Annotated in this window: 20 protein-coding genes; 5 read left to right on the top strand and 15 right to left on the bottom strand. The window is 61.0% G+C overall.

What is annotated here, in order from left to right:
* Positions 1-92 precede the first annotated feature (92 nt).
* From AC1RL4_RS08680 to AC1RL4_RS08615, 14 genes are all read right to left on the bottom strand, one after another.
* Positions 93-422, bottom strand: a complete 330-nt coding sequence (locus AC1RL4_RS08680; RefSeq protein ID WP_007940182.1) for a PA3694 family proteiin — start codon at positions 420-422, stop codon at positions 93-95.
* Positions 419-1,333 carry an alpha/beta hydrolase gene (locus AC1RL4_RS08675; RefSeq protein WP_007940179.1) on the bottom strand — a complete coding sequence of 305 codons (915 nt, stop codon included), beginning with the start codon at positions 1,331-1,333 and terminating at the stop codon, positions 419-421. Before AC1RL4_RS08675 ends, AC1RL4_RS08680 begins: the two co-directional genes overlap by 4 nt.
* 130 nt (positions 1,334-1,463) lie before the next feature.
* Positions 1,464-2,714: a flavohemoglobin expression-modulating QEGLA motif protein gene (locus AC1RL4_RS08670; protein ID WP_172901247.1), complete on the bottom strand. Its 1,251-nt coding sequence runs from the start codon at positions 2,712-2,714 to the stop codon at positions 1,464-1,466.
* A gap of 63 nt (positions 2,715-2,777) precedes the next feature.
* Positions 2,778-3,332, bottom strand: a complete 555-nt coding sequence (locus tag AC1RL4_RS08665; protein ID WP_019581611.1) for a hypothetical protein — start codon at positions 3,330-3,332, stop codon at positions 2,778-2,780.
* A 70-nt stretch (positions 3,333-3,402) separates the two neighbouring features.
* Positions 3,403-4,119, bottom strand: a complete 717-nt coding sequence (locus tag AC1RL4_RS08660; RefSeq protein WP_007940176.1) for a TetR/AcrR family transcriptional regulator — start codon at positions 4,117-4,119, stop codon at positions 3,403-3,405.
* Positions 4,120-4,221: 102 nt separating this feature from the next.
* Positions 4,222-5,724, bottom strand: coding sequence for a lysine--tRNA ligase (lysS, locus tag AC1RL4_RS08655; protein WP_019581612.1), 1,503 nt, complete (start codon positions 5,722-5,724; stop codon positions 4,222-4,224).
* Between the two features lie 68 nt (positions 5,725-5,792).
* A protein-coding gene (gene prfB, locus AC1RL4_RS08650) for a peptide chain release factor 2 (protein WP_096481021.1) occupies positions 5,793-6,888 on the bottom strand; the annotation gives its coding sequence in 2 pieces (ribosomal slippage) (positions 5,793-6,815 and positions 6,817-6,888; 1,095 coding nt in all).
* A 106-nt stretch (positions 6,889-6,994) separates the two neighbouring features.
* Positions 6,995-7,996: a response regulator gene (locus AC1RL4_RS08645; RefSeq protein ID WP_019581613.1), complete on the bottom strand. Its 1,002-nt coding sequence runs from the start codon at positions 7,994-7,996 to the stop codon at positions 6,995-6,997.
* 48 nt (positions 7,997-8,044) lie between these two features.
* Positions 8,045-9,055 (bottom strand): chemotaxis response regulator protein-glutamate methylesterase, encoded by a 1,011-nt coding sequence (locus tag AC1RL4_RS08640; RefSeq protein WP_230175162.1) that lies wholly within the window; start codon positions 9,053-9,055, stop codon positions 8,045-8,047.
* Positions 9,052-11,361 carry a hybrid sensor histidine kinase/response regulator gene (locus tag AC1RL4_RS08635; protein ID WP_493119480.1) on the bottom strand — a complete coding sequence of 770 codons (2,310 nt, stop codon included), beginning with the start codon at positions 11,359-11,361 and terminating at the stop codon, positions 9,052-9,054. The genes AC1RL4_RS08640 and AC1RL4_RS08635 overlap by 4 nt, the downstream gene beginning before the upstream one ends.
* Positions 11,358-12,041 (bottom strand): chemotaxis protein CheW, encoded by a 684-nt coding sequence (locus AC1RL4_RS08630; protein ID WP_230175166.1) that lies wholly within the window; start codon positions 12,039-12,041, stop codon positions 11,358-11,360. Before AC1RL4_RS08630 ends, AC1RL4_RS08635 begins: the two co-directional genes overlap by 4 nt.
* Positions 12,038-13,312 (bottom strand): CheR family methyltransferase, encoded by a 1,275-nt coding sequence (locus AC1RL4_RS08625; protein WP_230175175.1) that lies wholly within the window; start codon positions 13,310-13,312, stop codon positions 12,038-12,040. The genes AC1RL4_RS08630 and AC1RL4_RS08625 overlap by 4 nt, the downstream gene beginning before the upstream one ends.
* Positions 13,309-13,845 carry a chemotaxis protein CheW gene (locus AC1RL4_RS08620; protein ID WP_026346089.1) on the bottom strand — a complete coding sequence of 179 codons (537 nt, stop codon included), beginning with the start codon at positions 13,843-13,845 and terminating at the stop codon, positions 13,309-13,311. Before AC1RL4_RS08620 ends, AC1RL4_RS08625 begins: the two co-directional genes overlap by 4 nt.
* Entirely contained in the window at positions 13,845-15,467 is a 1,623-nt protein-coding gene (locus AC1RL4_RS08615; protein ID WP_230175177.1) for a methyl-accepting chemotaxis protein, read from the bottom strand. The genes AC1RL4_RS08620 and AC1RL4_RS08615 overlap by 1 nt, the downstream gene beginning before the upstream one ends.
* A 299-nt stretch (positions 15,468-15,766) precedes the next feature.
* Between AC1RL4_RS08615 and ydcS the strand changes: the two genes are divergently transcribed.
* The 5 genes from ydcS to AC1RL4_RS08590 all read left to right on the top strand — a co-directional run bounded on the left by ydcS (position 15,767) and on the right by AC1RL4_RS08590 (position 21,494).
* Entirely contained in the window at positions 15,767-16,918 is a 1,152-nt protein-coding gene (gene ydcS, locus AC1RL4_RS08610; protein WP_019581620.1) for a putative ABC transporter substrate-binding protein YdcS, read from the top strand.
* A 273-nt stretch (positions 16,919-17,191) separates the two neighbouring features.
* On the top strand, positions 17,192-18,229 hold the full coding sequence (locus AC1RL4_RS08605; RefSeq protein WP_086946356.1) for an ABC transporter ATP-binding protein: 1,038 nt from the start codon (positions 17,192-17,194) through the stop codon (positions 18,227-18,229).
* A gap of 1 nt (position 18,230) precedes the next feature.
* Positions 18,231-19,175, top strand: coding sequence for an ABC transporter permease (locus AC1RL4_RS08600; RefSeq protein WP_019581622.1), 945 nt, complete (start codon positions 18,231-18,233; stop codon positions 19,173-19,175).
* The gene (locus AC1RL4_RS08595) at positions 19,165-19,989 is read left to right on the top strand and encodes an ABC transporter permease (RefSeq protein WP_018926693.1); all 825 of its coding nucleotides are present in this window, start codon (positions 19,165-19,167) and stop codon (positions 19,987-19,989) included. The genes AC1RL4_RS08600 and AC1RL4_RS08595 overlap by 11 nt, the downstream gene beginning before the upstream one ends.
* 80 nt (positions 19,990-20,069) lie before the next feature.
* Positions 20,070-21,494 carry a gamma-aminobutyraldehyde dehydrogenase gene (locus AC1RL4_RS08590; protein WP_230175181.1) on the top strand — a complete coding sequence of 475 codons (1,425 nt, stop codon included), beginning with the start codon at positions 20,070-20,072 and terminating at the stop codon, positions 21,492-21,494.
* A gap of 88 nt (positions 21,495-21,582) precedes the next feature.
* Here the strand turns inward: AC1RL4_RS08590 and AC1RL4_RS08585 are convergent, their stop codons facing one another.
* Positions 21,583-21,768 carry a hypothetical protein gene (locus tag AC1RL4_RS08585; RefSeq protein WP_007940616.1) on the bottom strand — a complete coding sequence of 62 codons (186 nt, stop codon included), beginning with the start codon at positions 21,766-21,768 and terminating at the stop codon, positions 21,583-21,585.
* Between the last annotated feature and the right edge of the window lie 17 nt (positions 21,769-21,785).

Here is a 21,785-nt window from a genome sequence, read left to right as displayed (position 1 = left end):
CACGCGAATGCAGGTTTTAGGGCAGCTTCGCGACCCAACGGGGGCAAGCCCCCTCGCCACAAGGGTTCATCATTGCCAATGGAGGTGGGATTTTACTGTTCGAGTTTTTGCGGGGTTTCCTGGCCCATGCAGCGCACGGCTTTTTTCTTGTTGTTGACCAGTACGCCGGTCAGGCCTTTCTGTTCGGTATCAAACATCACCAGCACGCCATCGATGCACTGCGCCACTTGCGCGGCTGGTTCCAGGGAGATTTTGTAGTCTTCGCCCGGCACGGTCTTGAGCATGGTGAAGTCGCTGAGCAGCAACGCATCCTCGGGTTTGGCGAAGTGCAGGTAGCCGTACCACCACAAGGCCCCGACGGTGCCGAGGATGCTGCAAATACCGGTGATGATCAGCGGGATGGCGTTACGTTCTTCACTCATTGCGGACTCTCTGGTGGTTCATCTTCAGAATTCGGGGGTGCCGGGTAGTTGGGGATTTCACCCAGGCGGCGCAGGCCGTTGAAATGCTGCGGGTCTTCGAGGTAGCGCAGCATGACTTTGCGCCAGACCGGGTCGGCGAAGGTTTGCACATGACCGCCACGGGTCAGTTGCAGGACTCGCGGTGGCGGCGCAGCTTGATACAGTCGGATGCCGTTGGAAAGGGGCACCAGCTGATCATCGATACTGTGATAGATCAGTTTCGGTACACCATTGAGCTGCGTCATGGAACGGATCGCGCTATCGCCATCCGGCACCAGCCAGGACAACGGCACCTGGAACGGCCAGGTCATCCAGGAGGTGCTAAGGGCGAAACGCCCGACATCGCGGTAGCTGGCAGGCACGCCATCGAGCACGAAAGCCTTGAGTTGCCGCTGGCGCTCGGGATGCTGGGCCAGGTAATGCACCGCCATCGAACCGCCAAGGCTCTGACCGAGAAGGATCAACGGCTTGCCCTTGACCTCCGGCGCCTGGTCGAGCCATGTGAAGGCGGCGTCGATGTCCTGATAAATCTCCGGTAACGCCGGCTTACCTTCGGACAATCCGTACCCGCGATAGTCCACCAGCAACACCTGATAGCCCTGCTTCGGCAACCACCAGCTCGCACCCAGATGCCACGCCAGGTTGCCGCCGTTACCGTGCAGGTGCAGCACAGTGCCTTTGACTTCGACGCCTTTTTTCGCCGGCAGCCACCAGCCATGCAGTTTGAGGCCGTCGGCAGTAGTCAGGGTGACGTCGCGATAGTCGAGCTTGGCTTTTTCCGGGGTGAACGGCTGGCCGGGCTCGGGGTAGAACAGCAAAGAGCTGCAACCGCCGAGGGCCAGGAGCAGGCAGAAGATGCCGAGGATTCTCATCCGGTGAAGCCTCAATGTGGGTGATCGTTCCCATGCTCCGCGTGGGAATGCATACCGTGACGCTCTGCGTCACAGTGGACGCGGAGCGTCCATGGCGGCATTCCCACGCAGAGCGTGGGAATGATCTGAATCAAAGGATATTGGAGTAATCCGCTTCGATCCGGTCCAGGCTCAGGTGGTTGAGGAAGTTGGAGAAGCACATCCACGCCGACAACGCGTTCATGTCGCGGAACTGCTCGGGCAGGTACTTGGGCGGCACCACCAGACCTTCGTCCACCAATTGGCGCAAGGTCCGCATGTCCTCCAGCGTAGTCTTGCCGCAGAACAACAGCGGTATCTGCTCCAGCTTGCCTTTGCGCACGGCCAACTGAATGTAGTTGTAAATCATGATAAAGCCCTTGAGGTAGGACAAGTCTTTGGTAAATGGCAGACCATTGGGCACCGAGCCGCGGAACACCCGACTGGCATTGCCGTAGCTTTCGGCCATTTCAAAGCCCTGAGCCCGGAAGAACTCAAAGATCTGCAAGAAGTCCGCGCCCTCCTCCACCATATGAATGGCGCGGGTGCGGTTGGTGAGTTTGCGCAAGCGGCTCGGGTAGGAGGCGAAGGTGATGATTTCCATCAGGATCGCCAGGCCTTCCTGAGTCACGGTGGACGACGGCGGGCCCTTGGACAGGAACGTACAGATCGGCTGGTTCAGGCCGTTGAGGGTGGTGCCCACATGCACCAGCCCTTCATGGACTTCCAGCGCACGCACGTCGCGATTGTTGAACATCGCGTCGGTGCGGATCTTGATGTAGTCGGCGCCGGCTGCCGCGTCGGCGACGATCCCGTCGGACTCGAACACCCGGATGGTTTCCTCGTTTTCGCCAAACACCTTGTTCAACCGATGTTGCAGCAGGTCGACGGCTTCCTTGGCCGTGAGGACTTTCGGTTCGTCCTTGAGGTCGCCACGGCCGTCGATGTTGTTCAGGTAATCGGAGAGCATCAGCCCCAGGTCGGCCAGGGTCGGGTCGCCGGCGTGAAACGCATCGGAGGCCGCGCCGTACAATTCCTGGGAAATCAGCCCGAAATCCTCGGTGCCGCGCGCTTCAAGCATGCGCACCACCATGCGGTATTCCTTGCACATGCGGCGCATGATCTGCCCGACCGGGTTGAACTGGCCGAGTTGCCGAGTGATGTCGCGCTCGATGTTCTGGAATTCCAGCTTCACTTTGCTGGAGTCGAACGACAGCGGTCGATTGAGGTAGTAGTCGCGGTCCACGGCCGGCATTTCCTTGCCCTTGCCCTTGAGGAACCCCTTGCGAATACTGTCATCCCACTTGACCGCATCCAGAATGCGAATCGGCGTTTGCGCCAGCACTATGCGATCGGACAACATGCGTATCGTCTGCTGGTATTCGTCCACCCGAGACTCCTGTAGTAAAGCTGTTACGTGCTGGGTTTATTTGGTTTTGGCCAGGCGCTGATAGCGTACCGCTTCGACGAACACATCGGAATTGGCCGGGTCGTCGAGGTAGGCGAATACCTGATCCAGGCTGTTGTTGATCAACACCCCATCGCCATCTTCAGTCTGAAAGCCTTCGCCACTGAGGGCTTCTTGCCCCATGGCCTGTCTGATCTGCTCAAGGTCGAGGTTGTAGACCACCAGTTCGTGCTTATCGTTGAGCTCGAAACCGGCGATGGTGAAATGCCCGCCGAACTGCGCCGGCACCTTCGCCGACAGGTACCAGCGATTGCCATGGCGCGACACCGTGAAGGGATAGGCTTCGCGCTCATGGGGTTTGGCCTTGAAGTAGCTGACCGCCTGGTAGTGATTGTCGCCGACGCGTGTCAGTTCCAGGTTCATCGGCTCGCCCCAGGCGTTGGTGCTGGCCCATTTGCCGAGCAGCCCTTTGGGCGCGGGCTCGCTGGCGGGCAGCGACTCCTTGAAGGTCACCAGGCAGCCACTGAGCAGCAGGAACGACAAGGCGATCACCACGACACGCCAGGCTTTCATTCAACACTCCCTATCGACACACGATGCCCCCTACTGGCCACTCTCCCACAAGGTTGAGTCCCACAAGGGGTTACACCGACGCCAGCACCAGGTGCATGTAGCGGGTCAGGATGCCGAGCATTTCCTCTTCGGCAACAGGCTCGGCATCGTTGAGCAGGCCCTGATATTCCATCCGTCCGACAATCGCCGTCAACACTTTGGCATCTTGTTGTGGCTCGCGGGATCCCAATACTTCGAAAAGCTGGCAGGTGCCCTGCAAGAGAATTTGCTGATGGGAACGCACCAACAACGCCAGACGCGGGTTAAGCAACGCTTCCTGGCGGAAGGCTTGCTCGGCCATCAAGTGCTCGCGGCGATTGATCAATTGCCGATGAACATAGTCAGCCATCAGCCGTGCGATATCGTCCGCCAGCTGCGAGCGCGACTCGGCGGTGCCATCACCGCTGACAACCATCTCGCGCAACAGGCCTTCGTTGCTGGCCCACAACCGGGCCATGTATGCCGCGCTGCGTTCCACGTATTGGGCAAAGGTATCGGTGAGCAGGTCATCGATGTCCTTGAAGTAGTAAGTGGTGGCCGACAGCGGCACACAGGCCTCGGCGGCCACCGCACGGTGACGCACGGCACGCACGCCATCGCGCACGACAATGCGCATCGCCGCGTCGAGAATGTCCTGTCGACGCTGTTCGCTGCCCTGTCGGCTGGCCTTGCGGCCCTGGTACTGAACACTTTCAGCGACCGCAGTGGCGATATCCGCTGCACCTTCTTGAGCAATTGCACGATTCACGACAGGTATTCCTCTCTAACGTCAAAAGTAACCAATTGATACGTTTGTACCAGACAGGCAATAAAAAGCCGCCTGTTTTAGGCGGCTTTTTAATTGAAACATTTACGCTTGCGGACGCATGTGCGGGAACAGGATCACGTCGCGGATCGACGGTGAGTTGGTCAGCAACATCACCAGACGGTCGATGCCGATCCCTTCGCCAGCCGTTGGCGGCATGCCGTACTCCAGCGCGCGAACGAAGTCGGCGTCGTAGTGCATGGCTTCGTCGTCGCCGGCATCCTTGTCGGCCACCTGCGCCATGAAGCGCTCGGCCTGGTCTTCCGCGTCGTTCAACTCGGAGTAGGCGTTGGCGATTTCACGGCCGCCGATGAACAGTTCGAAACGGTCGGTGACGCTCGGGTTCTCGTCGTTACGACGGGCCAGCGGCGACACTTCGAACGGGTACTGGGTAATGAAGTGCGGCTGTTCCAGCTTGTGCTCGACCAGTTCTTCGAAAATCATCACCTGCAGTTTGCCCAGGCCTTCGAAGCCGAGCACCTTGGCGCCGGCCTTCTTGGCGATGGCGCGGGCCTTGTCGATGTCGTTCAGGTCGGCAGCGGTCAGTTCCGGGTTGTACTTGAGGATCGAGTCGAACACCGACAGGCGCACGAACGGCTCGCCGAAGTGGAACACCTTGTCGCCGTAAGGCACGTCGGTGCTGCCCAGAACCAGCTGCGCCAGTTCGCGGAACAGTTCCTCGGTCAGGTCCATGTTGTCTTCGTAGTCAGCGTGGGCCTGGTAGAACTCGAGCATGGTGAACTCGGGGTTGTGCCGGGTCGAAACGCCTTCGTTACGGAAGTTGCGGTTGATTTCGAAGACTTTTTCAAACCCGCCGACAACCAAACGCTTGAGGTACAGCTCCGGCGCGATACGCAGGAACATCTGCATATCCAGCGCGTTGTGGTGAGTTTCGAACGGCTTGGCCGCCGCACCACCCGGAATGGTTTGCAGCATCGGCGTTTCGACTTCCAGGAAGTCACGCTTCATCAGGAAGCTGCGGATGTGCGCAATCACTTGCGAACGCACGCGGAAGGTCTGGCGCACGTCTTCGTTGACGATCAGGTCGACGTAACGCTGGCGGTAGCGCTGCTCGGTGTCGGACAGGCCGTGGTGCTTGTCCGGCAGTGGGCGCAGGGATTTGGTCAGCAGGCGCACGTTGGTCATTTCAACGTACAGGTCGCCCTTGCCGGAACGGGCCAGGGTGCCTTCGGCGGCAATGATGTCGCCCAGGTCCCAGGTTTTCACCGCGGCCAGGGTTTCTTCGGACAGGGTTTTACGGTTGACGTAAACCTGGATGCGCCCGGACATGTCCTGAATCACCATGAACGAGCCACGGTTGAGCATGAGACGACCGGCAACCTTGACCGGGATCGCAGCCTCTGCCAGCTCTTCCTTGGTCTTGTCCGCGTACTTCTTCTGCAAGTCTTCGCAGTAGGCGTCGCGGCGGAAGTCGTTGGGGAAGGCCTGGCCCTTGGCGCGCTCGGCAGCAAGCTTTTCCTTGCGCAGGGCGATCAGGGAGTTTTCTTCCTGTTGCAGGGCTTGCGGGTCGAGTTGTAGGTCGCTCATGTCTTTAAAAATTCCATCACAGATTCGTTGCCCCCAGCCTTCGGCTGGGGATCGCTGTAGGGCGTGCCTTACAGCCCTTGTTTCAGGCTCGCCACCAGGTATTCGTCGATGTCGCCGTCGAGCACCTTGTCGCAGTCGCTGCGTTCGATGTTGGTGCGCAGATCCTTGATCCGCGAGGCATCGAGCACGTACGAACGGATCTGGTGACCCCAGCCGATGTCCGACTTGGTGTCTTCCAGAGCCTGGGAGGCGGCGTTGCGTTTCTGCACTTCCTGCTCGTACAAGCGCGCCCGCAACATTTTCATCGCGGTGTCTTTGTTGGCGTGCTGGGAGCGTTCGTTCTGGCAGCTGACCACGGTGTTGGTCGGTACGTGAGTAATCCGTACGGCCGAGTCGGTGGTGTTTACGTGCTGACCACCGGCACCGGAGGAGCGGTAGGTGTCGATGCGCAGGTCCGACGGGTTGATGTCGATTTCGATGTTGTCATCGATTTCCGGCGATACGAACACGGCCGAGAACGAGGTGTGACGACGGTTGCCGGAGTCGAACGGGCTCTTACGCACCAGACGGTGCACGCCGATTTCGGTACGCAGCCAGCCAAAGGCGTATTCACCCTTGATGTGCACGGTCGCACCTTTGATACCGGCGACTTCACCGGCCGACAATTCCATGATGGTTGCGTCGAAACCGCGTTTATCCGCCCAGCGCAGGTACATGCGCAGCAGGATGTTGGCCCAGTCCTGGGCCTCGGTACCGCCGGAACCGGCCTGGATGTCCAGGTAGGCGTTGTTCTGGTCCATCTCGCCGCTGAACATGCGACGGAATTCGAGCTTCTCGAGGGCTTCGCGCAAGCGCTCCACTTCAAGGGCTACGTCGTCGACGGCGGCCTGGTCTTCTTCCTCGGCAGACATCAACAGCAGGTCCTTGGCATCGGCCAGACCGCTGGACATTTCATCGAGGGTTTCTACGATCTGGGCCAGCGCAGAGCGCTCGCGACCCAGGTTCTGAGCGTACTCAGGGTTGTTCCAGACACTCGGATCTTCAAGCTCGCGATTGACTTCGGTCAGACGCTCATGCTTTTGATCGTAGTCAAAGATACCCCCGAATAGTTTCGGAGCGCTCGGACAGGTCCTTGATACTGTTAAGGATCGGGTTGATTTCCATGGCGGGCAGCACTCGTTGGCGAACTTTTGAAAGCCGGCGAGTATAACGTAATCACGCTGTCAAGGCAGCCCGCCTGGCGGCTTTAGGGGCAAATGAACCTGCCGGTTCATTCTATTCCCACCTGATTGCGCCCATTGTTCTTCGCCAGGTACAGCCCCTTGTCCGCCGCCGAGATCAATTGCCGGCAGTCGCTGCCCGGCTGCGGGATCACGGTCGACAGGCCGATGCTGATGGTCAGGCACGAACCTTCGGTCGGGAAAATGTGCGGGATCTTCAACCCGACCACGGTCTGGCGCAGTTTTTCCGCCACCAGCCGCGCACCGCCCGGCGAGGTGTTGGGCAAGACCAGGACGAACTCTTCGCCGCCGTAACGGGCCGGCAGGTCCGATGGCCTGGCGCTGGCGTCGCGAATGGCCGTGGCGACTTTGCGCAGGGCTTCATCGCCTTCGAGGTGGCCAAAACTGTCGTTGTAGGACTTGAAATAGTCGACATCGATCATCAGCAACGACAATTGCGTCTGGTCACGCAACGAACGCCGCCACTCCAGTTCCAGGTATTCGTCGAAGTGCCGACGGTTCGACAGCCCGGTCAGGCCGTCGGAGTTCATCAAGCGTTGCAGCACCAGGTTGGTGTCGAGCAACTGTTGCTGGCTGACCCGCAACGCACGGTACGCCGCGTCACGCTGCAGCAGGGTCATGTAGGAGCGCGAGTGATAGCGGATGCGCGCCACCAGTTCGATGTTGTCCGGCAGCTTGACCAGGTAATCGTTGGCCCCGGCGGCAAACGCCGCGCTCTTGATCAGCGGGTCTTCCTTGGTCGACAGGACAATGATCGGAATGTCCTTGGTCGCCGGGTGATTACGGTATTCGCGCACCAGGCTCAGGCCGTCCAGGCCGGGCATGACCAGGTCCTGAAGGATCACCGTCGGCTTGATGCGGATCGCCTGGGCGATGGCCTGGTGCGGGTCGGCGCAGAAGTGGAAGTCGATGTTCTCTTCGTTCGACAGACCACGGCGCACCGCCTCGCCGATCATCGCCTGATCGTCCACCAACAACACCATGGCGGCGTTTTCGTCGGTTTTGAAGTCGTCGAGCTGTAATTCATTCATGTGCGGTCACCTGAGTACTGCTTGGGCCACGATTGCTGCTAATGATAGTCATTTTTGGAAAATCTCCAGCAAACGTGGCGCTATCTTGTCCAGTGGGCGGATTTCCACGGCAGCGTCGATGGCTGCGGCCGCCTTGGGCATTCCGTACACGGCACTGCTGTTCTGGTCCTGAGCGATGGTCAGGTAGCCCTGTTGGCGCATGAGTTTAAGCCCCTGGGCGCCGTCACGCCCCATACCGGTCAGTAGAACGCCCACGGCATCACCGCTCCAGTAATTGGCCACACTCTCGAAAAACACATCGATCGAAGGCCGATAGATCTCGTTGACCGGTTCGGCGGTGTAGGCCAGCGTGCCGTTTTTCAGCAAGCGGATGTGATGATTGGTACCGGCCAGCAGGATCGTGCCGCTTTGTGGCGGTTCGCCTTCCTGGGCCAGGCGCACGTCCAGGCCGCTGGCGCTGGCCAGCCATTCGGCCATGCCGGCGGCGAACACCTGATCCACATGCTGGACCAGCACGATGGCCGCCGAAAAATCCCGGGGCAGGCCCTTGAGCAGCACTTCCAGCGCCGCCGGCCCGCCAGCGGATGAACCGATCGCCACCAGGTGCTGGCGCGAGGCCGAGTTGCGGTGCGGGCTCGGTGTCGATCGCTCCCGATTGCTGTGGTCACCGATCAACCAGCCAATGTTGAGGATCTTGCGCAGCAGCGGCGCAGCGGCTTCCTGAGGGTTACCTGCGCCCAGCGCCGGGGTATCGACCACATCCAGCGCTCCGTAGCCCATGGCTTCGAACACCCGGTGCACGTTCTGCTGACGGTCGACGGTGACGATGACGATCGCGCACGGGGTCTCGGCCATGATCCGCCGGGTCGCTTCCACGCCGTCCATCAACGGCATGATCAAGTCCATCAGGATCAGATCCGGGGTGTATTCGGTGCAACGTTGCACCGCCTCCACCCCGTTGCTGGCGACCCAGACCACCTCGTGCGCCGGTTCGAACGCCAGGGCGCGGCGTAAAGCCTCTACCGCCATGGGCATATCGTTGACGATGGCGATTTTCATGCTCGCGCCCCTCCAATGAGCTCAACGACTGCATCCAGTAAGGCATCATCATGAAAACTGGCCTTGGCTAGATAATAGTCGGCGCCGGCGTCCAGTCCACGGCGACGGTCTTCTTCGCGGTCCTTGTAGGACACCACCATCACCGGCAACGATTGCAGGCGATTGTCGCGACGCAATAAAGACACCAGCTCGATGCCGTCCATGCGCGGCATGTCGATGTCGGTGATCAGCAGATCGAAATCCTCCGAACGCAGGGCATTCCAGCCATCCATACCGTCCACCGCCACGGCGACGTCGTAGCCGCGATTGAGCAGCAACTTGCGCTGCAACTCACGAACGGTCAGCGAATCGTCTACCACCAGAATCCGTTTGCGCGCGGCTTCAACGGCCTGATTGGCGTGCCGGGCAATGCGTTCCAGACGCCCGGTATTGAGCAGTTTGTCCACCGAACGCAGCATGTCTTCGACGTCGACGATCAGCACCACCGAGCCGTCGTCGAGCAAAGCCCCGGCGGAAATGTCCTGTACCTTGCCCAGACGCTCGTCCAGCGGCAGCACCACCAGCGTCCGCTCGCCGATAAACCGCTCGACCGCCACCCCGTAGATCGCCTCGCGCTCGCGGATGACCACGACTTTGAGGGTCTGCGCGCTGTTCTGGCTCGCCGGCCGATGCAATAGCTGACTGGCGGCGACCAGCCCGACATGCCGGCCTTCGTACCAAAAGTGCTGCCGGCCTTCGACCTGCACGATGTCTTCCGGCTCCAGGTCGCACATGCGCTCGATGTGCGCCAGCGGGAAGGCATACGCCTCGTCACCGACTTCCACCACCAGGCTGCGCACTACCGACAGCGTCTGCGGCACTTCAAGATGGAAACGACTGCCCGCGCCCGCCGTCTGCTCCAGCACCACGGCGCCGCGCAACTGCCGGACCATGTGCTGAACCGCATCCAGCCCGACGCCGCGCCCGGAGACTTCTGTGACCGTGTCGCGCAGGCTGAAACCCGGCAGAAACAGGAACGTCAGCAGCTCTTCTTCGCTCAACTGCGCGGCAGTCTCGGCTGGGGATAACTGCCGCTCGACGATCGTGCGGCGGACCTTTTCCAGGTCGACGCCATTGCCATCATCGCTCAGTTCCAGCACCAGCAGACCGGCCTGATGGGAGGCTCGCAAACGGATCACGCCTTCCTCCGGTTTGCCGGCCAAGCGCCGCTGTTCCGGGGTTTCGATACCGTGATCCACCGCATTGCGCAGCAGGTGCGTCAGCGGCGCTTCGAGTTTTTCCAGTACGTCGCGGTCGACTTGAGTCTTGTCGCCCTCGATCTCCAGCCGCACCTGTTTGCCAAGGTTGCGCCCAAGATCGCGGACCATGCGCACTTGACCGCTCAGCACGTCGGCGAACGGCCGCATGCGACAGGCCAGCGCGGTGTCATACAACACCTGTGCGCGCTGGCTGGCGTGCCAGGCGAACTCGTCCAGTTCGGCGTTTTTTTCCACCAGCAATTGCTGGGACTCGGCCAGCAATCGGCGGGCGTCACCCAAGGCTTCCTGGGCTTCGAGGCTCAAGGCATGGTCCTTGAGATGGACGTTAAGGTTTTCCAGCGCCCGCAGGCCATTGCTCTGCATGCGTTTAAGGCGCTGCATGGTGGCCAGGTGCGGCTTGAGGCGCTGGGTTTCCACCAGGGATTTACTCGACAGGTCGAGCAGGCTATTCAAGCGCTCGGCCGTGACGCGCAATACGCGCTCGCCAGTGTCGGTGGCGCGCCTGGTCTTGGACGCAGGCTCGGCGGGCTCTGCCTGGGGTGTTTCAATGAGTGTGTCGACGGGTGTTTCGGCAGCACGACCGGGCGGCTCGACCCTGGGTGTCGGCGGTTCGAGCTGAGGTTCTGCCATCGGCAGCGCGATGGGGGCAACCGTCGCCATGTGTTCAAGCAGCCGTCCCATCAAGACGACATAAGCGTCGATATCCGCAGGCGCCGGAGCATTGTTCGGCGTCGCAATCCGCATCAGCAGATCGGTGCCCCGTAACAGCGCATCAATGTGTTCGGGTCGCAGGTACAGGCGCCCTTCCTGGGCGCTGACCAGGTAATCCTCCATCACATGGGCAACACTGACCCCGGCATCGACGCCGACAATTCGCGCCGCGCCCTTGAGCGAATGGGCCGCGCGCATGCACGACTCGAGGTAATCGGCCTGGGTCGGATCGCGCTCCAGCGCCAGCAGACCGGCGCTCAGCACCAGGGTCTGGGCCTCGGCTTCCAGGCTGAACAGCTCCAGCAAAGAGGCGTCACGCATTTGGTCGGGGGTCATGTGAGGCTCCGGGTCACGGCAGACAGCAGCTGCTCTTCATCCAGCCAACGCAGGCTGCGACCTTTGAATGGCAAGACTCCGCGGGTGTATTTGGCGCTGGCCTGGGTGCCGGACTGGGACGCGGCATCGAGAATGCGCTCGTCGATGGCGTGAATCCCGTCCACTTCGTCCACCGGCACCACCACCGGCCCGCCGTGGGCGGCGATGATCAGCATCCGCGGCGTTACCCGCGCGCCGGGCGCCACACTACTGGTGTCGTCGAGCCCCAACAGCTCCACCAAAGACAGGCACGCCACCAAGGCACCGCGCACATTCGCCACGCCGAGCAATGCCCGGGAACGCTGGTGCGGCAAGGAATGGATCGCTTGCAGTGGCGCCACTTCGACCAGGCTGCGAGTGGCCAGGCCCAGCCACTCTTCGCCGAGGCGAAACATCAGCAGCGAACGGGTTTTCACCTCGCTCTCGGCCACCGTGGAGATTTGCCCACGGTCATCCTGCTGCAAGGCGTAGCGGTCGAGCAAGCGCGTGGCGGCAGCCGAATACACCGCGCAATTGCGGCAATGAATGTGCTCGCTCAGCAGCGGGCAGGACTGGTCGCCGTGGATACCGATGCGATTCCAGCAGTCGTCGATGGCCTGGGCATCTTCATGGGTGACGCTCAAGGTGTCGGAGGCGTTCATCGTTTACGCTCACTGTCAGCGGCGCGCTCGCTGCGGGCGGCGCGGGCCTGCAATCGTCTGGCACCCGCCGTGTCGCCCTGGGATTGCAGCAAGGCCGCCAGGTGCATCAACGCGTCGGGGTGTTGCGGTTCGAGGTACAACGCCTTGCGATAAAACCCCTGGGCCTCCAGGGCACTGCCGGCGACATCGCTGAGCAGCCCCAGCCAATAGAACACTTGGGCCACCGGTTCGTGACTGCGCAAATAACTTTCGCACGCGGCGCGGGCCTCGGCACTTTTGCCTTCATTGGCCAGCGCGGCGATATTCGCCAACAGCGTGGCGGCGTCCGAAGAAGTGGCCGAAGGGATGGCGGCAGCCCGAGGCATCGGCACGACCGTCGCAAAAAGCCGACTGCGCACAGGCGGCGGAGTCATGCTGCGCAACGGTTGCTGCACGGGCAGCGACATCGGCGCGAAGGTCGCAAGCGGCTCGAGCGCGCTCTGGCGACTGAAGGCAAACGACTGCGGTATACCGATCGAGCGCATGCCGAAACGGCCGAGCAGACTGCCCTCGGCCGGGCCGATAAACAGCACGCCGTCGATGTGAGTCAGACGCTTGAGCACTTCGAACACTTGCTGCTGGGTCGGCTGGTCGAAATAAATCAGCAGGTTGCGACAGAACACGAAGTCATAGGGCGGCTCGTTGACCAGCAAGGTCGGATCCAGCAGGTTACCGACCTGTAAACGCACTTGTTCAAGCACGCGCCCGCTGAGGCGATAGTTATCGTGTTCAGCGGTGAAATGGCGCTCGCGAAACTCGAGGTCCTGGCCACGAAACGAATTCTTGCCGTACAGCGCGAGCCTGGCCTTTTCCACCGACAGCGGGCTGACGTCCATGCCGTCGACCTTGAACTGGTGCGGCGCCAGCCCGGCATCAAGCAATGCCATGGCGATCGAGTACGGTTCTTCGCCGGTAGAACACGGCAAGCTGAGAATCCGCAGGGCGCGCATGTTGTTGATCGCTGCCAGCCGCTTGGCCGCCAGTTTCGCCAGCGTGGCGAAGGATTCCGGGTAACGGAAAAACCAGGTTTCGGGGACGATCACCGCTTCAATCAGCGCCTGCTGTTCGTCACGCGAACCCAACAACGTGTGCCAATACTCATCGGCCGTCAGCGCCCGAACCGCCGTGATGCGCTGGCGCACCGCACGCTCGATGATCGCCGGGCCGACCGAGCCGACATCCAGGCCGATACGTTCCTTGAGGAAATCGAAAAACCGTTGATCGCTGCTCATCCCTGCTCCTCAAACTGCGCCAGGTCCAGCGGCGGCGAGGGAAACAATAAGGCGCGAACCTGTGCATCCAGTAAATCGGCAACCCGCACCCATTGCAGCAGCCCCTGGGCATCTTCGCGCACCGGGCCGAGGTACGGCGCCTGGCGATTGTCCAGGCCATAAGGCTGAAAGTCCGCCGGGTTGCAGCGCAACGTGTCGGTGACCTGCTCCAGAATCAGCCCGAGCAATTGCGCAGGCCTCGCCTCATCCGGCCGATAGTGCACCAACACCAGCCGCGTGCTGGTGCGGGCCTGGGCCGGTTGGCCAAACGTCAGCGCGCTGAGGTCGATCACCGGCACCACCGCGCCACGATAGGCGAACACCCCCGCCACCCAGTCCGGCGCCCGGGGAATGGGCTTCAACGGCAGTTGCGGCAGTACTTCAGCCACCTCAATGGCCTGCAAGGCGTAGCGCTCATTGCCGATGCGGAACACCAGAAACAACGACTGCTTCGTCGGCATCGCCACGCCGCGCCTGGCCGTAAGTTCGCTCATCAGACTTTGAATCGCGAGACACCGCCACGCAGCCCCACGGCCACCTGGCTCAGTTCGTCGATGGCGAAACTGGCCTGGCGCAAGGACTCAACCGTCTGGCTGCTGGCATCGCCCAACTGCACCAGCGCGTGGTTGATCTGCTCGGCGCCGGTGGCCTGAGCCTGCATGCCTTCGTTGACCATCAACACCCGCGGCGCCAGCGCCTGAACCTGATGAATGATCTGCGACAGCTGCTCGCCCACCTGCTGCACCTCGGACATGCCGCGGCGCACTTCCTCAGAGAACTTGTCCATGCCCATGACCCCGGCCGACACCGCCGACTGGATCTCGCGCACCATCTGCTCGATGTCGTAGGTGGCCACGGCGGTCTGGTCTGCCAGACGTCGCACTTCGGTGGCGACCACGGCAAACCCGCGACCATACTCGCCGGCCTTCTCGGCTTCGATCGCGGCGTTCAGGGACAACAGGTTGGTCTGGTCGGCGACTTTGACGATGGTCACCACCACTTGGTTGATGTTGCCGGCCTTCTCATTGAGGATCGCCAGTTTGGCATTCACCAGATCTGCCGCGCCCATCACCGAGTGCATGGTGTCTTCCATGCGCGCCAAGCCTTGCTGACCAGAACCGGCCAGCACCGAAGCCTGGTCGGCGGCGGTGGAGACTTCGGTCATGGTGCGCACCAGGTCGCGTGAGGTGGCGGCAATTTCACGGGATGTCGCACCGATTTCGGTGGTGGTGGCTGCGGTTTCGGTGGCGGTGGCCTGTTGCTGCTTGGAGGTCGCGGCGATTTCGGTGACCGACGTGGTGACCTGCACCGAGGAGCGCTGGGCCTGGGACACCAACGAGGTGAGTTCGGTCATCATGTCGTTGAAGCCGGTTTCCACCGCGCCGAACTCGTCCTTGCGATCAAGATTCAGGCGACTGCTGAGATCGCCAGTGCGCATGACTTCGAGGATATCCACAATGCGATTCATCGGTGCCATGATCGCGCGCATCAACAGCAGGCCGCAGAGGCCGGCGACGATGATTGCCACCAGCAAAGAGACGCCCATGCTGATTTTGGCGGCCGTCACCGCGTCACTGATGGCCAGCGTGGATTGTTCAGCCAGAGCGTGATTATTTTCAAGAAGGCTGTTCAATTGCTTGCGCCCATTGACCCAGGCCGGCGTCAGTTTTTGCTCCAGGGCAAGAACCGCCTGGTCGTACTCTTTGCGCTGATAGAGATCGAGAACGTTGGTCATTTCTTTGTTGTAGAGCTGATGACGCACTTCGAACTCGTCGAACAGGACCTGGTCGTCCTCCGTGAAAATGGTTTTACGGTAGTTGGCTATTTGCTCGTTCAAGCGCTCTTCGAAACTTTTGTACATGGTCTGGTCGGCGACGGTCATTTCACGATGCCCGGAAAGGCCGACAAGCTGTTGGGTGAGGTTAAAACTGTCGACCCACGCACCGCGGATCATCGAACTGTAATACACCCCCGGGACCGCATCGGTGCGGACCGATTCTGCGCCGGCGTCGATCTTCATCAGCCGAGAAAAAGACACCACAACCATCAGCAGCATGATCGCGATAATTACCGCAAAGCTCGCCAAAATGCGTTGGCGCAACGTCCAGTTCTTCACAGTCAGTCCTCGGTGCGGATCAAATTGCGGGGGAGTATAGCTGAGGGCGATGTTTCATTTATAAGACGCTGAGCATCGTTTCTCATCCCGCCAATAAAAAGCACGGATTCGGTAGAAACATCACATCCCGCATTGGAAATTTGTCGACCGTGACATCGGGCACTAGTCTGGATAAACCCATGACACAGCCCGGCCTCAGTCAGCCTCCCACAAAGCGCACTACGCTAATAACAAGCCACTCGTGGCGAACTACCCCGTTCAACGCTGTCCCGACCCTAATTAAAGAAGAGGGAAACCCCATGTTCGAACACAAGACCGCACTGCTCAGTGCAATCGCCACGGCGCTTCTGGCCAGCGCCAGCCTGCAGGCCGCCGAACCGCTGAAAGCCGTCGGTGCCGGCGAAGGTCAGCTGGATATCGTTGCCTGGCCCGGCTATATCGAACGGGGCGAAAGCGACAAGGCTTACGACTGGGTCAGCGCTTTCGAGAAGGAAACCGGCTGCAAGGTCAACGTCAAGACGGCCGGCACGTCCGATGAAATGGTCAGCCTGATGGCCAAGGGCGGTTACGACCTGGTGACGGCGTCCGGCGATGCCTCCCTGCGCTTGATCGCCGGCAAGCGCGTCCAGCCGATCAACACCGCATTGATCCCCAACTGGAAGAATCTCGATCCGCGCCTGAAGGATGGGCCGTGGTACGTGGTCGACAAGCAAACCTATGGCACCCCGTACCAATGGGGGCCGAATGTGCTCATGTACAACACCAACGTGTTCAAACAGCCGCCGACCAGTTGGAGCGTGATACTCGAAGAGCAGAAACTGCCCGACGGCAAATCCAACAAAGGCCGCGTGCAGGCGTATGACGGCCCGATCTACATCGCGGACGCGGCGCTGTACCTGAAAACCGCCAAGCCGGAACTGGGCATCAAAGACCCTTACCTGCTCGACGAAAAACAGTACAAGGCCGTTCTCGACCTGCTGCGCGCCCAGCAAAAGTTGATTCACCGCTACTGGCACGACACCACCGTGCAGATGAGTGATTTCAAGAACGAAGGCGTGGTGGCCTCCAGTTCCTGGCCGTATCAGGTCAACGGCCTGATGAACGAGAAACAGCCAGTCGCCTCGACCATCCCCAAAGAAGGCGCCACCGGGTGGGCCGACACCACCATGATGCACGCCGAAGCCAAGCACCCGAACTGTGCCTATAAGTGGATGGACTGGTCGCTGACGCCGAAGGTCCAGGGCGATGTGTCCGCCTGGTTCGGCTCGCTGCCGGCGGTTCCGGCGGCGTGCAAGGCAAGCGAACTGTTGGGGGCCGAGGGGTGCAAGACCAACGGTTTCGACCAGTTTGACAAGATCGCCTTCTGGAAAACCCCGCAGGCTGAGGGTGGCAAGTTTGTGCCTTATAGCCGTTGGACCCAGGATTACATCGCGATTATGGGAGGCAGGTAATACACCGCCTCTTGTGGCGAGGGAACTTTGTGGCGAGGGGGCTTGCCCCCGTTGGGTGGCGAAGCCGCCCTGGAACCAGTCACCGCGGTCTAACAGATACACCGCGCTCTCCTTTTCAGGGCTGCTACGCAGCCCAATGGGGCGGTGCGGCGGTCCGACAAGCCCCCTCGCCACAGTGAGCATTCCAGCTAAAAAGGCACACCGATTCAGCTTTTTCAGAAGTCCAGGCAGGGGCCGCTGTGATGGGCCCCGCTTTTTGGGAGCACCGTATCCATGACGCTTGCAGTCCAGTTCACCAACGTTTCCCGTCAGTTCGGTGAGGTGAAGGCCGTTGACCGGGTTTCCATCGACATCCAGGACGGCGAGTTCTTTTCCCTGCTGGGCCCTTCTGGCTCGGGTAAAACCACCTGCCTGCGCCTGATCGCCGGTTTCGAACAGCCGAGCACCGGCTCCATCCGCATCCATGGCTTGGAGGCCGCCGGGCTGCCGCCGTATCAGCGCGACGTGAATACCGTGTTCCAGGATTACGCGCTGTTCCCACACATGAACGTACTCGACAACGTCGCCTACGGCTTGAAAGTCAAAGGCGTCGGCAAGAGCGAACGCCACAAACGTGCCGAAGAAGCCCTCGACATGGTCGCCCTCAACGGCTACGGCGAGCGCAAACCGGTGCAGCTGTCGGGCGGCCAACGCCAGCGTGTGGCCCTGGCTCGCGCGCTGGTCAATCGCCCTCGCGTGTTGTTGCTCGACGAACCCTTGGGCGCCCTCGACCTGAAGCTGCGCGAGCAAATGCAAGGCGAACTGAAGAAGCTGCAACGTCAGCTCGGCATCACCTTTATCTTCGTCACCCACGACCAGACCGAAGCGTTGTCGATGTCCGACCGCGTGGCGGTGTTCAACAAAGGGCGCATCGAGCAGGTCGACACGCCACGCCACCTCTATATGAAACCGACAACCACCTTCGTCGCCGAATTCGTCGGCACGTCCAATGTGATACGCGGTGATCTGGCCCGGCAGTTGAGCGGCAATCCTCAGCCGTTTTCGATCCGCCCGGAACACGTGCGTTTCGCCGAAGGGCCGCTGGCCAGCCATGAAATAGAAGTCAGCGGCGTGCTTCATGACATCCAGTATCAGGGCAGCGCCACCCGCTATGAACTGAAACTGGAAAACGGCCAGACCCTGAACATCAGCCAGGCCAACGTCCAGTGGCTGGACGTCAGTGCGCAACATCAGCCCGGGCAACGCATCAGCGCTCGCTGGGCGCGCGAGGCGATGATCCCGCTGCACGACAATGTTGTAGGCGGGGTATGAGATGGACAGCGTGATCTCTCGAACCCCGGCCAACGGCTCGCCGCTGCGCCGGTTTTCCAACCTGCTGTACCGGCGGCCGAACCTGTATCTGTCGCTGCTGCTGGTGCCGCCGTTGCTGTGGTTTGGCGCCATCTACCTCGGCTCGCTGCTGACTCTGCTCTGGCAAGGCTTCTACACCTTCGATGACTTCACCATGACGGTCACCCCCGACCTGACCCTGGCGAACTTCGCAGCGCTGTTCCAGCCATCGAACTTCGACATCATCCTGCGCACCCTGAGCATGGCCATCGTCGTGTCGATCGCCAGTGCAATCGTGGCCTTCCCGATCGCCTACTACATGGCGCGCTACACCAGCGGCAACACCAAGGCGTTTTTCTACATCGCGGTGATGATGCCGATGTGGGCCAGTTACATCGTCAAGGCCTACGCCTGGACCTTGCTGCTAGCCAAGGGCGGCGTGGCGCAGTGGTTTGTTCAGTATTTGAATCTGGAGCCCGTGTTGCAGTTCGTGCTCGGGATGCCGGGAGTGGGTGGCAGCACCTTGTCGACCTCGCATCTGGGGCGGTTCATGGTGTTCGTTTACATCTGGCTGCCGTTCATGATTCTACCGATCCAGGCGTCACTGGAACGCCTGCCACCCTCCTTGCTGCAAGCTTCGGCGGACCTGGGCGCCAAGCCGCGTCAGACCTTCATGCAAGTGATTCTGCCGCTGTCGATTCCGGGGATCGCGGCCGGTTCGATTTTCACGTTTTCACTGACGCTGGGCGATTTCATCGTGCCGCAACTGGTGGGCCCGCCGGGCTACTTCGTCGGCAGCATGGTCTACGCCCAGCAAGGGGCGATCGGCAACATGCCGATGGCGGCGGCCTTCACGCTGGTGCCGATCGTGCTGATCGCCATTTACCTGTCCATCGTCAAACGTCTGGGGGCCTTCGATGCGCTCTGACTCTTCCTCTCAAGACCGGGCGTCCCTGGGCCTGCGCATCGCCGCCTGGGGCGGGTTGCTGTTCTTGCACTTCCCGATCCTGATCATCTTCCTCTATGCCTTCAACACCGAAGACGCGGCGTTCAGCTTTCCGCCCAAGGGCTTCACCCTGAAGTGGATCGCCGTGGCGTTCTCGCGGCCCGACGTACTGGAGGCGATCAAGCTGTCGCTGCAGATCGCCGCCATCGCCACGCTGATTGCGTTGATCCTCGGCACCCTCGCCTCGGCGGCGTTGTACCGGCGGGACTTCTTCGGCAAGCAAGGTATTTCGCTGATGCTGATCCTGCCGATCGCATTGCCGGGGATCATCACCGGGATCGCGCTGCTGGCGACCTTCAAGACGCTGGGGATCGAGCCGGGGGTATTCACTATCGTGATCGGTCACGCGACCTTCTGCGTAGTGATCGTCTACAACAACGTCATCGCCCGGTTGCGCCGCACGTCCTACAGTTTGATCGAAGCGTCGATGGACCTCGGCGCCGACGGCTGGCAGACCTTCCGCTACATCGTCCTGCCGAACCTCGGCTCGGCGTTGCTGGCTGGCGGCATGCTGGCGTTTGCCCTGTCGTTCGACGAAATCATCGTCACCACCTTCACCGCCGGCCACGAACGCACCTTGCCGTTGTGGCTGCTCAACCAGCTCAGCCGCCCACGGGACGTGCCGGTGACCAACGTCGTGGCGATGCTGGTCATGATGGTGACCATGTTGCCGATTCTCGGCGCGTATTACCTGACCCGTGGTGGGGAGAGTGTCGCCGGTAGCGGCGGAAAATAACTGACCACTGGAAACCGGATCCTGTGGGAGCAGGGGCCAGTTCCCACAAAAAGAAAACAACAGCTTCGGAGGATAAAGCCATGCAAACCAAACTCTTGATCAATGGCCAACTGGTCGCTGGGGACGGCCCCGCCCAAGCCGTGTTCAACCCGGCCCTCGGTCGTGTACTGGTGGAAATCAACGAAGCCAGCGAAGCCCAGGTCGACGCCGCCGTGCGCGCCGCCGATAGCGCCTTTGAAGGCTGGTCGCAAACCACACCGAAAGAACGCTCGCTGTTGCTGCTCAAACTCGCCGACATCATCGAAGCCCATGGCGAAGAGCTGGCCAAACTGGAGTCGGACAACTGCGGCAAACCCTACAGCGCCGCGCTGAACGACGAGATCCCGGCGATTGCCGACGTGTTCCGATTCTTCGCCGGGGCCAGCCGTTGCATGGGTGGCGCGCTGGGGGGTGAATACTTGCACGGCCACACCTCGATGATCCGCCGCGACCCAGTGGGCGTGATTGCCTCCATCGCGCCATGGAACTACCCGCTGATGATGCTCGCCTGGAAAGTCGCCCCGGCCCTGGCCGCCGGTAATACCGTGGTGCTCAAGCCGTCGGAACAAACCCCGCTGACCGCCCTGCGCCTGGCAGAACTGGCGTCGGAGATTTTCCCGGCGGGTGTGCTTAACCTGGTGTTCGGTCGTGGTCCTACCGTTGGCACCCCACTGGTCACCCACCCGAAAGTGCGCATGGTGTCGCTGACCGGTTCCATCGCTACCGGCTCGAATATCATTTCCAGCACCGCCGGCAGCGTCAAACGCATGCACATGGAACTGGGCGGCAAGGCGCCGGTGATCATCTTCGACGATGCCGACATCGACGCCGCCGTGGAAGGTATTCGCACCTTCGGTTTCTACAACGCCGGCCAGGACTGCACTGCCGCTTGCCGCATCTACGCTCAGGCAGGCATCTACGACACCTTCGTCGAGAAGCTCGGCGCCGCGGTCAGCAGCCTCAAGTACGGCTTGCAGGATGATCCGTCGACGGAGCTGGGCCCATTGATCAGCGCGCAACATCGTGACCGCGTAACCGGGTTTGTCGAGCGGGCCATGGCGCAACCGCACATTCGGTTGATCACCGGCGGCAAGCCAGTGGAAGGCAATGGCTTCTTCTTTGAACCGACGGTGCTGGCCGACGCACAACAGGACGACGAGATCGTGCGCCGCGAAGTATTCGGGCCGGTGGTATCGGTGACCCGATTCACCGATGAAGCGCAGGCGCTGGCCTGGGCCAACGATTCGGACTACGGCCTGGCGTCGTCGGTCTGGACCTCGGACGTCGGCCGCGCCCATCGCCTGTCTGCACGCCTGCAGTACGGCTGCACCTGGGTGAACACCCACTTCATGCTGGTCAGCGAAATGCCGCACGGTGGTCAGAAACTGTCCGGTTATGGCAAGGACATGTCCATGTATGGGTTGGAGGATTACACGGTTGTGCGGCATGTGATGTTCAAGCATTAAAAGCGAAAAGATCGCGGCCTGCGGCAGTTCTCCTGTAAGCGCTGCCGCAGGCCGCGATCTTTTGCTCAACGGACAAAGCCTTTACACCTCAAAACCGCGAAACACTCCTCATCGCATCCACCAGATAGCGCATCGCAATCCGGTCACTCTCCGACAGCTCGCGATAGCGCTCCACCAACTTCAACTCCTCCGAACTGAGCCGACGCCTTCGCCGCCCGGTGGCCAGGCAGGGAAAGAGTCCTAACATTTCAGTGATTCCTTGTACTTTCGACATGGACGATGTCCTTCTAA

The organism is Pseudomonas sp. GW822-FHT07A10 (genome assembly GCF_058798795.1).
Note: the sequence above shows the minus strand (reverse complement) of the source record. Positions and strands in the feature narration are given on the sequence as shown.

Excerpts from the sequence above, each read along its gene's own strand:
- AC1RL4_RS08605 (WP_086946356.1), top strand. The coding sequence starts at position 17,192 with ATGACGCTTGCAGTCCAGTTCACCAACGTTTCCCGTCAGTTCGGTGAG.
- ydcS (WP_019581620.1), top strand. The coding sequence starts at position 15,767 with ATGTTCGAACACAAGACCGCACTGCTCAGTGCAATCGCCACGGCGCTT.
- AC1RL4_RS08595 (WP_018926693.1), top strand. The coding sequence starts at position 19,165 with ATGCGCTCTGACTCTTCCTCTCAAGACCGGGCGTCCCTGGGCCTGCGC.
- AC1RL4_RS08600 (WP_019581622.1), top strand. The coding sequence starts at position 18,231 with ATGGACAGCGTGATCTCTCGAACCCCGGCCAACGGCTCGCCGCTGCGC.
- AC1RL4_RS08680 (WP_007940182.1), bottom strand. The coding sequence starts at position 422 with ATGAGTGAAGAACGTAACGCCATCCCGCTGATCATCACCGGTATTTGC.
- AC1RL4_RS08630 (WP_230175166.1), bottom strand. The coding sequence starts at position 12,041 with ATGAACGCCTCCGACACCTTGAGCGTCACCCATGAAGATGCCCAGGCC.
- AC1RL4_RS08675 (WP_007940179.1), bottom strand. The coding sequence starts at position 1,333 with ATGAGAATCCTCGGCATCTTCTGCCTGCTCCTGGCCCTCGGCGGTTGC.
- AC1RL4_RS08625 (WP_230175175.1), bottom strand. The coding sequence starts at position 13,312 with ATGAGCAGCGATCAACGGTTTTTCGATTTCCTCAAGGAACGTATCGGC.
- AC1RL4_RS08640 (WP_230175162.1), bottom strand. The coding sequence starts at position 9,055 with ATGAAAATCGCCATCGTCAACGATATGCCCATGGCGGTAGAGGCTTTA.
- AC1RL4_RS08620 (WP_026346089.1), bottom strand. The coding sequence starts at position 13,845 with ATGAGCGAACTTACGGCCAGGCGCGGCGTGGCGATGCCGACGAAGCAG.
- lysS (WP_019581612.1), bottom strand. The coding sequence starts at position 5,724 with ATGAGCGACCTACAACTCGACCCGCAAGCCCTGCAACAGGAAGAAAAC.
- AC1RL4_RS08670 (WP_172901247.1), bottom strand. The coding sequence starts at position 2,714 with ATGTTGTCCGATCGCATAGTGCTGGCGCAAACGCCGATTCGCATTCTG.
- AC1RL4_RS08585 (WP_007940616.1), bottom strand. The coding sequence starts at position 21,768 with ATGTCGAAAGTACAAGGAATCACTGAAATGTTAGGACTCTTTCCCTGC.
- AC1RL4_RS08665 (WP_019581611.1), bottom strand. The coding sequence starts at position 3,332 with ATGAAAGCCTGGCGTGTCGTGGTGATCGCCTTGTCGTTCCTGCTGCTC.
- AC1RL4_RS08635 (WP_493119480.1), bottom strand. The coding sequence starts at position 11,361 with ATGACCCCCGACCAAATGCGTGACGCCTCTTTGCTGGAGCTGTTCAGC.
- AC1RL4_RS08645 (WP_019581613.1), bottom strand. The coding sequence starts at position 7,996 with ATGAATGAATTACAGCTCGACGACTTCAAAACCGACGAAAACGCCGCC.
- AC1RL4_RS08590 (WP_230175181.1), top strand. The coding sequence starts at position 20,070 with ATGCAAACCAAACTCTTGATCAATGGCCAACTGGTCGCTGGGGACGGC.